At 71.5% G+C, this 11,054-nt stretch carries 14 protein-coding genes; 7 read left to right on the top strand and 7 right to left on the bottom strand.

The genetic code is table 11. The features are described 5' to 3' along the window. Positions 1 to 111: 111 nt before the first annotated feature. Genes GNT64_RS00470 through GNT64_RS00460 form a run of 3 tightly spaced genes read right to left on the bottom strand, consistent with a single transcriptional unit; the run spans position 112 to position 1,598 of the window. Positions 112 to 417 (bottom strand): urease subunit beta, encoded by a 306-nt coding sequence (locus GNT64_RS00470; RefSeq protein WP_156677749.1) that lies wholly within the window; start codon positions 415 to 417, stop codon positions 112 to 114. Between the two features lie 10 nt (positions 418 to 427). Beyond that, entirely contained in the window at positions 428 to 730 is a 303-nt protein-coding gene (locus GNT64_RS00465; protein WP_156677748.1) for an urease subunit gamma, read from the bottom strand. A 1-nt stretch (position 731) separates the two neighbouring features. Further along, positions 732 to 1,598, bottom strand: a complete 867-nt coding sequence (locus tag GNT64_RS00460) for an urease accessory protein UreD (protein ID WP_156677747.1) — start codon at positions 1,596 to 1,598, stop codon at positions 732 to 734. 216 nt (positions 1,599 to 1,814) lie between these two features. On the opposite strand from GNT64_RS00460, the gene GNT64_RS00455 reads away from it, so the two are divergent. The 6 genes from GNT64_RS00455 to GNT64_RS00430 all read left to right on the top strand — a co-directional run bounded on the left by GNT64_RS00455 (position 1,815) and on the right by GNT64_RS00430 (position 5,869). Then, positions 1,815 to 3,050, top strand: coding sequence for an amine dehydrogenase large subunit (locus GNT64_RS00455; protein WP_197277204.1), 1,236 nt, complete (start codon positions 1,815 to 1,817; stop codon positions 3,048 to 3,050). A gap of 4 nt (positions 3,051 to 3,054) precedes the next feature. Further along, positions 3,055 to 3,612 (top strand): MauE/DoxX family redox-associated membrane protein, encoded by a 558-nt coding sequence (locus GNT64_RS00450; RefSeq protein WP_231639158.1) that lies wholly within the window; start codon positions 3,055 to 3,057, stop codon positions 3,610 to 3,612. Between the two features lies 1 nt (position 3,613). Beyond that, positions 3,614 to 4,207, top strand: coding sequence for a methylamine dehydrogenase accessory protein MauD (gene mauD, locus GNT64_RS00445; protein ID WP_156677745.1), 594 nt, complete (start codon positions 3,614 to 3,616; stop codon positions 4,205 to 4,207). Between the two features lie 25 nt (positions 4,208 to 4,232). Beyond that, the gene (mauA, locus tag GNT64_RS00440) at positions 4,233 to 4,799 is read left to right on the top strand and encodes a methylamine dehydrogenase (amicyanin) small subunit (protein WP_156677744.1); all 567 of its coding nucleotides are present in this window, start codon (positions 4,233 to 4,235) and stop codon (positions 4,797 to 4,799) included. Between the two features lie 81 nt (positions 4,800 to 4,880). Further along, positions 4,881 to 5,327, top strand: a complete 447-nt coding sequence (locus GNT64_RS00435; RefSeq protein WP_197277203.1) for a c-type cytochrome — start codon at positions 4,881 to 4,883, stop codon at positions 5,325 to 5,327. Between the two features lie 44 nt (positions 5,328 to 5,371). Continuing rightward, positions 5,372 to 5,869: a hypothetical protein gene (locus tag GNT64_RS00430; RefSeq protein WP_156677742.1), complete on the top strand. Its 498-nt coding sequence runs from the start codon at positions 5,372 to 5,374 to the stop codon at positions 5,867 to 5,869. A gap of 157 nt (positions 5,870 to 6,026) precedes the next feature. Here the strand turns inward: GNT64_RS00430 and wrbA are convergent, their stop codons facing one another. The 4 genes from wrbA to asd form a co-directional block, all read right to left on the bottom strand. Further along, positions 6,027 to 6,626 carry an NAD(P)H:quinone oxidoreductase gene (wrbA, locus tag GNT64_RS00425; RefSeq protein WP_156677741.1) on the bottom strand — a complete coding sequence of 200 codons (600 nt, stop codon included), beginning with the start codon at positions 6,624 to 6,626 and terminating at the stop codon, positions 6,027 to 6,029. Positions 6,627 to 6,713: 87 nt separating this feature from the next. Then, a complete protein-coding gene (locus GNT64_RS00420) occupies positions 6,714 to 7,022 on the bottom strand; it encodes a protealysin inhibitor emfourin (RefSeq protein ID WP_156677740.1) in 309 nt (102 codons plus the stop codon). Positions 7,023 to 7,040: 18 nt separating this feature from the next. Continuing rightward, positions 7,041 to 8,231, bottom strand: a complete 1,191-nt coding sequence (locus tag GNT64_RS00415) for a M4 family metallopeptidase (protein WP_156677739.1) — start codon at positions 8,229 to 8,231, stop codon at positions 7,041 to 7,043. 67 nt (positions 8,232 to 8,298) lie between these two features. Beyond that, on the bottom strand, positions 8,299 to 9,192 hold the full coding sequence (asd, locus tag GNT64_RS00410; protein WP_156677738.1) for an archaetidylserine decarboxylase: 894 nt from the start codon (positions 9,190 to 9,192) through the stop codon (positions 8,299 to 8,301). 35 nt (positions 9,193 to 9,227) lie between these two features. Here asd and GNT64_RS00405 point away from each other — a divergent pair, with 35 nt between their 5' ends. After that, positions 9,228 to 10,901, top strand: coding sequence for an aminotransferase class III-fold pyridoxal phosphate-dependent enzyme (locus tag GNT64_RS00405; protein WP_156677737.1), 1,674 nt, complete (start codon positions 9,228 to 9,230; stop codon positions 10,899 to 10,901). The last annotated feature ends 153 nt before the right edge of the window (positions 10,902 to 11,054 follow it).

The following is an 11,054-nucleotide window of genomic DNA, read 5'->3' as shown; positions in this document are numbered from 1 at the left end:
AGCTGGTGGAGGGGGAGCGCGGCAAGCGTGCCGATCCGTTCGCCGCACGGTCTCTCCAGCACGCTTCGCGCAGTCTCCCTCTCCGTGCCGGGAAGGAATGTGCCGCGCGCATCACAGCGGTCCCATCACGTCGCCGCGGAAGCCGATCGCCACGCGCGCGCCGGCGAACGGCACCAGCGCCACCTCGCTCGTCTGTCCGGGCTCGAAGCGGATGGCGGTGCCGCTGGCGATGGCGAGCCGCTGGCCCCGCGCCGCCGCCCGATCGAAGACGAGCGCGGGGTTCGTCTCGGCGAAATGATAGTGGCTGCCCACCTGGATCGGCCGGTCGCCGCTGTTCGCCACCGTCAGCCGCGTGACCGGGCGGCCGGCGTTCAGCGCGATCTCGCCCGCGCCGGTCAGGATCTCGCCCGGGATCATCGCGCGCGCCTCAGCGGATCGGCCGGTGGACGGTGACGAGCTTGGTGCCGTCGGGGAAGGTCGCCTCCACCTGGATGTCGTGGATCATCTCGGCCACCCCCTCCATCACCTGGTCGCGGGTGAGGACGTGCCCGCCCGACGCCATCAGCGCCGCCACGCTCGCGCCGTCGCGCGCGCCTTCCACCACATGATCGGCGATCAGCGCCACCGCCTCGGGGTGGTTCAGCTTCACGCCGCGTTCCAGCCGGCGACGCGCGACCATCGCGGCCATCGCGACCAGCAGCTTATCCTTCTCGCGCGGCGTCAGGTTCATCTCAGCAGCGCCATATCGCGGGCATCCGGCCGGCGAAACCGCCCGCCGCCGCGCGCAGCCCCGCGGCGATGCGCACCACCGCCCGGCGCAGCGCCGCCGCGTCCGCCGCCAGCAGGCGCACGATCAGCATCCCGTCGAAGCTGGTCGCGCCGCCGCGATCGCCGGCGATCAGGGCGCGGGCGGCATCCAGGTGGCGCGCGGCATCGTCCGCGACATAGACGATGGTGGCGCTGGACGTCGCGTCGCCGAAGGCGAACGGCGCGGCCATGGCGGCGGCGACGTCGCCCTCCAGCCGCAGCGCGTCCACCCAAAGCAGCCGGCCGTCTCGCCGGATGCGCCAGCTGTCGTGCACCCGGCCGGTGCGCATCGCCTCGCCCATCGCCGATCGGCCGAAGACCAGGCTCTCCACCGCCAGCAGCCGGCCGGTAACGGCGACGTCGGCCTCGAAGGCGCGGGCCACGCGCGTGCCCTCGAACAGGATCGCCTCCTGCCCCAGCCACTCGCCCCAGCCGCCCGCACCCACCGAAACGCGCGTCTCGATACGGATGTCGGGATCGCCGGGCAGCACGCGATAGAGCTTCTCGGCCGCCTGCGTCGTGACCGTGGCGGCGGCGCCGGCGGCGATCGCCACCTCCACGCGGATCCGGTCGCCCCCGGTCAGCCCGCCGCTGGTGGTGACGGACACCGCCTCCACCGGCTCGCTCGGCTCCACGTCCGGGAAGAGGATACGGCAGGGCGCGCGCTGGTAGAGATCGGCCAGCCGCCCGGGCGCCGCGAAGGCGATGCGCGCCGCCCCGTCCACCCGCTGGTGGCGCGCGGCCGCCGGCTCTTGCGCCAGATCGGCAGGGTGCGGCCGGCAAAGCTCCATTGTCGAACGATAGGAGCCGCTTGCGGCGGAGTCATGGGGTGTTTGACGTAGTGACGAACGCACCGCGCGCCTCCCGCCGCCGCCGCCCGGCCCACTTCGCGGGGCGATCGGCCGGCTACGTCAAACGACCCATGGCGGTGCGGTGGCCGCCGGCGCCAAATCGCCGCCATCGCTGGACGGGGGACAGACATGGCGCGGCCGACCGCAACTTCCTGGATGGCGCTCGCGCTAATGCTGGCGGCGACCGCCCCGGCCGCCGCGCAGACGCTGGCGCCCGCCGCCGCCGGCGGCTTCAAGCCCTCCGCCGCCGAACCGCCGAAGCCGGCGCCGCCCGCCGCCAGCCCCACCCTCACCGATCCCGCCAAGCCGCCGCCGCCGCTGCTGGAGAGCGAGACGAGCGACATCGCCACCCTGCCGCCGGCCACGCCGCACCGCGTGTTCCTGGCCACGCGCGGCGGCGGTATCACGATCATCAACGGCGACACCGCCAAGATCGAGGGAACGGTAAACTCCACCGGCGCGGCCGGCTTCGCCGTGGCGCCGGACAACGGCACCTTCTACGTCTCCGAGACGATCTGGACGAAGCAGAATCGCGGCATCCGGCAGGACATGGTGTCCGTCTACGACGGCACCACCCTGCTGTTGAAGACGGAGATCAAGCTGCCCGGCCGCCTGATCGCCTCCGGCCGCATCCCATTCTTCAGCCTCAACGCCAGCGGCACGCGCGGCTTCGTCTACAATATGGAGCCGGCCGCCTCCGCGATCGTCGTCGATCTGCTGGCGGGCAAGGTGATCTCCACCGTCGAGACGCCGGGCTGCGGCCTCGTCTACCCGTTCCGCGACGAAGGTTTCGCCTCGCTGTGCGCGGACGGCTCGCTCGCCAGCGTGCGGCTGGACGCGAAGGGCCGGGGCACGATCACCCACAGCCCGGTCTTCTTCGATGCCGAGAAGGATCCGGTGTTTGAGGAGAGCATCGTCGATCGCGCGGCGGGCAAGGCGCTGTTCATCACCTATACCGGCATGGTCTATCCGGCGACGCTCGGCGCCACCTCCACCATCGGCCAGGGCTGGTCGCTGCAGCGCGCCGCCGGCCTCGCCGCCGCCACCACCGCGCCCCAGCAGAAGACGTGGCGGCCCGGCGGACGACGCCCGTTCGCCTGGCATCCGGCCAGCGGGCGGCTGTTCGTGCTGATGCACGAGGGCAATCACTGGACGCAGAAGGCCAGCGGCACGGAGGTGTGGGTGATCGACGCGGCGACCCAGGCGCTCGTCACCCGCTACGAACTGCCGACCGCCGGCTACACGATCGCCGTCAGCCAGGATGCGGACCCGCAGCTCTATGTCGCGTCGGAGGACGGCTGGTTCTGGCGGCTCGATCCGCAGACCGGCAAGGTGCAGAAGGCGCTCGACGATCTCGGCCGCCCCGGCCTGATGGCGATGACGGGCTTCTGAGCGGATGAGCGCCGCCCTCCTGATCGCCTGCGTGGCCGCGATGGCGCGGATCGGCGTCGCCTGCCTGTTCGCGGCGGCCGCGATCGGCAAGCTGCGGCGGCGGGACGACTTCGCCGCCGCCGTCGCCGCCTACCGGCTGCTGCCAGACGTGCTGGTGGCGCCCGTCGCGGCGGCGCTGCCGCCGGTGGAGATCGCGATCGCGCTGGGCCTCGTCGCCGGGCTGCCGCTCGCCTGCGCGGCGGCCGCCGGGCTGCTGGCGCTGTTCGCCGCGGCGATGGCGGCGAACCTGGCGCGCGGGCGGCGCCACATCGATTGCGGCTGCGATCCCGCGGCGGCACCCCGCCCGATCGGCTGGAGGCTGGTGGCGCGCAACCTGACCCTCGGCCTGCTGCTGGCGGGCGGCCTGGCGCCTCTGCCCGCGCTGCCGCTGCCGCTGCTCGCCACGGCGGCGGGTGCTGGTCTCCTCGTGTTCCTGCTCGGCCAGATCCTCGCCTCCCTCGGATCGATCGCGTCGCCCCGCACCGGCGCCGGCCGCGCCGCCCCCACCAGCGGAGTACGCTGACATGCTGATCGCCTCCACCTTCCTGCTCTGGATCGTCGTCGCGCTGCTGACCATCGCGGTGCTGGCGCTCGCCCGGCAGATCGGCGTGCTGCACGAGCGGATCGCGCCGATGGGCGCGCTGGTGACGGGGGGCGGGCCGGCCGCCGGCGATCTCGCGCCGCACGTCCACGCCACCACGATAGACGGCCGGCCGCTCGCCATCGGGCCGGGCCAAATGGGGCCGCGCCGCACCCTGCTGATGTTCGTGGCGCCCAGCTGCCCGGTCTGCCGCAAGGTGATCCCGATCGCCAAGGGCGTCGCCTCGGCCGAAGGCATCGACCTCGTCTTCATCGGCGACGGCGACGCGGCCGAGCAGGCGGCGATGGTCGATAGGTACAAGCTCTCCGGCTACCCCTTCGCCAACAGCCCGGCCGTGGGCCTCGCCTTCCACGTCGGCAAGCTGCCCTACGGCGTGCTGATCCGCAGCGACGGGGTGATCGCCGCCAAGGGCCTGGTCAGCAGCCGCGAGCATGTCGAGAGCCTCGTCAACGCCGACGACAAGGGCTTCGCATCCGCCCAGGCGTATCTGCGCAGCGTCGACACGGCAGCGGCCTGACGCCGGCCAACAGGGGAACAGCATCATGGCCAACGACCTGATCGACAGCATCAGCGAGCGCTTCGTCCGCCGGCTGGCGGGCGGCACCTCGCGCCGCACGATCCTCTCCCGGCTGGGGCTGGCGCTGGTCGCCGCGCCCGCCTTCCCGTTGCTGCCGGTGGAGCGCGGCAAGGCGAACGCGCAGGCGCCCTCCGCCCCCGGCCAGCCGGCGCCCGGCGCGGACCTGACCGACTTCCAGAAAAAGGCGCAGACCAAGGACGATACCGAGTGCAACTACTGGCGCTACTGCGCCATCGACGGATCGCTCTGCACCTGCTGCGGCGGCGGCGTGCACACCTGCCCGCCGGGCACCTCGCCCTCGCTCACCTCGTGGGTCGGGACCTGCTACAATCCGGACGACAAGCGCAGCTACCTGATCGCCTATCGCGATTGCTGCGGCACCTCCGGCTGCGGCCAGTGCCGCTGCGACAATACGGAGGAGGCGAGCCCAGCCTACCGGCCGCAGGGCAATAACGAGATCATCTGGTGCTTCGGCACCTCGAACATGGCCTATCACTGCTCGACGGCGGCGCTCGTCGGCGCGGCGAGTTGAGCGATGCTCCCTGCCCGCGCCCCTTGTGCCGAGCGCAGTCGAGTCGCCGCCAGCGTCCCTCGCCTTCGCCCGAGATATGGCGTGCTGGTCCTGGCGGCGCTGATGCTGCCGGCGCCATCCTCCGCGCAGACGGCACCGATGGCCTACACCGCCAACTGCCAGATGTGCCACCAGGCCGCCGGCGCCGGCATCCCCGGCCAGTTCCCGCGCGTGGCCGGCCGCGCCGGCGCGATCGCCGCGAAACCGGCGGGGCGCGCCTATCTGATCGACGTGCTGCTGAACGGCATGGCCGGGCGCATGATGGTCGACGGCAAGCCGATCATGGGCGTGATGCCGCCCTTCGCCCGCCTGTCCGATACGGATATCGCCGCGACGCTCACCTATGTGACGAAGCTGCCGGGCGGCCCGCCCAGGATAGCGCCCTTCGCGGCCGCAGAGATCAAGGCCGCACGCGCCGCGCCGAAGAAGAGCGCGACCGAGATGAAGACAGTGCGGGAGCAACTGGCCGCGCAGGGGCTGATCCCGTGAGATCGCCCGCGAGGTTGCGCCTGTGAAACTCCGGCAGTGAGAGCGTGGCTGTGAAGCCGTGGCTGTGGCTGGCACTGGGCGCGATCGCCGCCGCGCCCGCGATCGCCGGGGATAATTACGCGACTGAGCGCAATGCAGTGACGCTCAGCCCGGCGCAGACCCAGTTCATCCTGCGCTGCGGCGGGTGCCACGGCACGCTCGGCGTGTCGCCGCCCAGATCGGTGCCGTCGCTGCGCGGCGTCGCCGGCTGGTTCCTCTGCACGCCGGAGGGCCGCGAATATGTGATCCGCCTGCCCAACGTCTCGCGCGCGCAGTTCGACGATGCGACGCTGGCGCAGGTGATGAACTTCGTGACGTTCGATCTCGGCGAGCGGTCCGCTCCGCCCGCCGCCGCCCGCTTCACCCAGGCGGAGGTGGCGGCCATCCGCGCGCGTCCGCTGAACGCTTTGCCGCTGCGGCAATTCCGCCGCAAGGTGGTGACGGGCCTGGTCCGCCGGTGCCACGCGCCGGCCTCGATGCTGGACTACGATCGGCGGGGCTGATCGCGAGGCCCGGCCGCCCGCGCCCGTTCGCCACGCCGCGGAGCGAGGATCGCGGAAAGTGCGGGCCACGACGCTCGCGTCCAGACGACTTGCGCCCTAACGACCGGGCACGCGGCCGCGAACGCGGCCGGGTGCGATCCTCCTCGCGGCGCCGTCCTCAGCCGAACAGCTTGCTCGCGACCTTGGCGACGAGTTCGCCCTGGTGTCGCGCGCCTTCGATCTCGATGGCGCTCACCGCGCGCGATCCTTCGGACGCGGCGATCGTCGTGGCGCCGTAGGGGGATCCGCCGACGATCTCGTCCAGCGTCATCTGCCCCTTGTGGCTGTAGGGCAGGCCGACGATCGTCATGCCGAAGTGCAGCAGGTTGGTGATGATCGAGAACAGGGTCATTTCCTGCCCGCCATGCTGGGACGCGGTGGAGGTGAAGGCCGCGCCCACCTTGCCGTTCAGCGCGCCGCGCGCCCACAGCCCGCCCGCCTGATCGAGGAACGCCGCCATCTGCGAGGACATGCGGCCGAAGCGCGTGCCGGTGCCGACGACGATCGCGTCATAGCGTTCGAGATCGTCGATCGTGGCGATCGGCGCCGCCTGATCGAGCTTGTAGTGGCTCTGCCGGGCGACGTCGTCCGGAACCGTCTCCGGCACGCGCTTCACGTCCGCGGTGGCGCCGGTCGCGCGTGCGCCCTCGGCGACGGCGTTCGCCAGCGTCTCGACATGGCCGTAGCTCGAATAATAGAGAACCAGCACCCTGCTCATCGATTGTTCCTCGTCATGGCGCCACCACCGGCACCCGGATGGCGCCAACGCACCGCCGGCGCGATCCGCCGCACCGGCGTCGGGCGATCAGCCCGGCAGGTGGGCGCGCATCCAGTCCAGCAGCGCGCGGCAGGCCGGCTCGGCCGTCGCCTCGGACAGGGTGAGCGAGACGCTGCGGTCGCCATGGTCGATCGTGATCGCATAGCGTTCGGCCTCCGGCGCGCGGGCCTTCGTCTCGGCCGCCCGCGCCTCCTCCGCGCGCGAGGCGCCCTCGGCGGCGATGGCGAGGCGGGTGCCTTCCGCCGCATCGGCGGGGGCCAGCGCCGCCGTGTCGATCCGCGCCGGCAGAGCGAAGCGGCCGGCCCAGCCGCCATGGGTGGTCATGCTGAGCTTCATCGGCCGGGCTCCGCTGAATCAGGGCCTGATCTTGGCGACCGCGCCGGCAAGCGCGCCCACCGCCTCGCTCAACCCGGCGATCTGGCGGGAGAGTTCGGCGAAGCTGCGGCCGCCGTCGTCGCCGGGCGGGCGATCGCCGTCCGATCCGGCGATCACGGCGCTGCTGATGCGGATGCCCACCTGCGCCCAGGCATCCAGCACCGCCTGCTGCGCCGGGCTGCCGGTGCCGTGCAGCTGCGTCGCCTTGGTGTAGGTGGTGTCGGCGAAATCCTGGAACTCGGTCTTGGGGTTGGAGGCGGCGAGCGCCTCGTACCAGATGTGGCCCGGCGCCTCCCACGCATTGCCGCCGATGCCGGTCGCCGTCAGGTAGAAGGCGCGGTTGGGGATGCCGGAATTGATGTGGACACCGCCATTGTCGCCCTCGTCGGTGTTCGGCAGCTTCACATAATGCGCCATGTCGGCCGGCTGCGGATCCTTGCCCAGCCGGGGATCGTCATAGGCGGTGCCCGGCGCCTTCATCGATCGCAGGGCGTCGCCCGCCACATCGGGCGTGAAGATGTCCGGCCCGATCAGCCAGTCCGCCTGGTCGGCCGCCTGGCCGTTCTTCCACTGCTTCACCAGCGATCCGAACACGTCGGAGATCGACTCGTTCAGGGCGCCCGGCTGATCGTGATATTCCAGCCCGGCGACGAACTGGGTGACGCCGTGGGTCAGCTCGTGCCCGATCACGTCGAGCGATCCGGTGAAGTTGGTGAAGATCACGCCGTCGCCGTCGCCGAACACCATCTCCTGCCCGTCCCAGAAGGCGTTGTTATACTTCGTGCCGCGGTGGACGTAGCCATCCAGCCGCATCCCCTTGTCGTCGATCGAATCGCGCGAGAGGACGGTCGCGTAGAAGTCGCGCGTCGCGCCCAACCCGTCGAAGGCGTGGTTCACGGCGGTGTCGGTGGTGTCGGGCTGCTCCTCGGTGCGGGCGATCACGGCGAGCGACAGGTCGGTGGCGTTGCGGCAATCGTAGACCGTCCGCCGGCCGCCGGCCGGTGCGCCCGGCGTGGCGCCGCCCAGCGCGCGCACCATGCGGGCGCCGCGCAGTCGCTCGGTGGCGAGCAGGGTGGCGAGCGCCGCCTGCCGCACGCTCTCCTCGCGGCAATCGAGCAGCCGGCGCAGCATATGCGGCGGTACGATGCAGTTCAGGCAACGGCAGGCCATGGTCACGCCCCTTCGGTGAAGATCTCCGTCCCTGACGATCCGAAGGTCTGCCTGCCGGGCACGCGTGTCAATCGGGCTGCGCGCCCGTCCCGCCGTCCGGCAGCCGCGCGATCGGCTGGCCGGCGCGGATGCGCCGCCCCTCCGCGACGTCCTCGTGCAGGGCGAAGCCCGGCGGCACGAACAGGATGATCGTTGAGCCATGTTCGAACCAGCCCATCTCCTCGCCCTTCGCCAGCCGCGCCGCCGTCTCGATCCGGCGCGGGCCGCCCACGCGCAGGTTTCGCACCGTATCGAGGAAGGTCAGGCGGATGCTGGCGACCAGGATCGCGGCGACGGGCACCAGCAGGATCGGCAGGCCGCCGCCCGCCAGCCGCGCCGCGATCAGCGCCCGCTCGTTCCGGCAGAACAGGCGCTCCACCCGCTTCAGCGCGATCGGGTTCACGTTCCACGTATCGCCGGAGATGTAGGTGACGCTCTCCACCACCATGTCGTGCGGCGCATGGAAGCGGTGGTACATGCCGGCCGTCAGCCGCAGGGTGACGAAGCTGCCGTCGCGCCACGTCGCCGTTTCCGCCTGATCGCCCATCAGGTCGCGCAGGCGGTACGGGAAGCCCTTGATCTGGTGCAGCCGATCGCCCTCGATCCGCCCGCACGCGCCGACGATCGCGTCACACGGGCTTGCCAGCAGCGCCGGATCGGGATCGGCCGGGCGAGCGCCGGGCACCAGATCGCGGATGAAGGCCGCGTGCAGGCTGCGATAGCGGCGCGCCGCCGCATCGGCCATGTCGACATCGGAGAAGAAGCGCCACAGCGCGATCGAGGGCGCGCGCACCAGCGGATGCTCGATCTTGGCGAACCAGCCCATGAAGCGCGTCGCCAGGCGACGGGGGATGCGGTTGGTGAGCAGGAAATTCAGATCCTCCTGCATCACGATTTTCGCGATCGCGGTGCGAACTGTCATGATCCCGTCCGCGAGGCCGAATAGCCAGCGCCCTCATGGCCAACAGACTCACCACCATCGCCGCCTTGGGCGCGGGCGCCGCCGGCGCCGCGCTCGCTCTGTCCAAGGGGCGCAAGCGCCTCGCCCTCTCCCGCGCCAAGCATCCGGGGCTCGGCGGGCATGTGCGCATGGCGAAGCGGATCGCCGGCCAGATCCCGTTCTACGGCTATGACGACGCGCGCTTCTTCCGCGCCGACGACGCGCCGGATGGGATCGCCGCGCGCCGCCGCGCCGACTTCGACGCCCTCGCCGCGCTCTACCGCGCCCGCTATCCCGAGACGCGCGCGCTGACGGCCGAGCTGAAGCAGGGCCTCTCCGATCTCCAGTTCACCAGCAGCTACCGCGTGCCCTTCCAGTTCCGCGGGCCGGTGATGGAGCATCTCGGCACCGGCGCCTTCTTCCAGTCGTCCGAAGGGGTCACGGTGACGGATCTGGATGGCAACGTCTTCCATGATCTCACCGGCTCCTACGGGGTCAACCTGTTCGGCTACGACTTCTACAAGCAGTGCATCGCCGATGCGGTGGCGCAGGCGGGTGCGCTCGGCCCGGTGCTCGGCAGCTATCATCCGGTGCTGGCGGACAATGTGGCGCGACTGCGGGCGATATCGCGGCTGGACGAGGTCTCGTTCCACATGTCCGGCACGGAAGCGGTGATGCAGGCCGTGCGGCTGGCGCAATATCATACCGGCCGGGATCGCATCGTGCGCTTCAGCGGCGCCTATAATGGCTGGTGGGGCGATGTGCAGCCCGGCATCGGCAACCCGGTCTCGGCCGATCGCACGCTCACCCTGGCCGAGATGTCCGATCGCACGCTGGCGGTGCTGGCGGAGCGCACGGACATCGCCTGCGTGCTGGTGAACCCGCTGCAGGCGCTGCACCCCAACCAGTCGGCCCCCGGCGACAGCGCGCTGGTTGACAGCAGCCGCCGGGCCGGCGTGGACCGCGCGGCCTATGGCGCGTGGCTGCGCCGGCTGGCGGAGACCTGCCGGGCGAGCGGCATCGTGCTGATCCTGGACGAGGTGTTCACCGGCTTCCGCCTGGCCCCGCGCGGCGCGGCGGAATATTTCGGCGTGCAGGCGGACATGATCACCTACGGCAAGTCGCTGGGCGGCGGCCTGCCGGTGGGCGTGCTGTGCGGCCGCGCCGCGCTGATGAAGCGCTTCCGCGCGGACCGACCCGCCGACATCTGCTTCGCCCGCGGCACCTTCAACGCCCATCCCTATGTGATGGCGGCGATGAACGCCTTCCTGCGCCGGCTGGACACGGCCGCGATCCGCGCGTTCTACGACGGCATGGACGAGCGCTGGGCGGAGCGGGCCGAGACCCTCAACCGCCGCCTGGCCGAAGAGGATCTGCCGGTGCGCGTCGCCGCCCTCGCGACGATCTGGACGGTCGGCTACACCCGCCCGTCGCGCTACAACTGGATGCTGCAATATCATCTCCGCGCGCAGGGGCTGGCGCTCAGCTGGGTCGGCACCGGCCGCATCATCTTCAGCCTGAACTATACGGACGAGGATTTCGCGGTCGTCGTCGACCGCTTCGTCGCCGCCGCCCGCGCCATGCGCGACGGCGGCTGGTGGTGGGAACAGCCCGGCCTCACCGACAAGGCGATCCGGCGCGGCATATTGCGCGAAGTGGTGGCCGAGCGGCTGGGCCGGCGCGAGGGCTGAGGGCATTCTGCCCGATCTCACGACCCGTCGCCCCGGACCTGTTCCGGGGTCTGGACCTAAGCGCAACGCGAAAGCAAGACTGCCACCGCCCGGTGAAAGGTGGCCCCGGAACAGGTCCGCGGCGACGCGATACGAGTGAGACCGACGCGAACC

The organism is Sphingomonas profundi, assembly GCF_009739515.1.
Lineage (GTDB): Bacteria > Pseudomonadota > Alphaproteobacteria > Sphingomonadales > Sphingomonadaceae > Alterirhizorhabdus > Alterirhizorhabdus profundi.
This window is presented reverse-complemented; position numbering and strand designations above follow the sequence as displayed.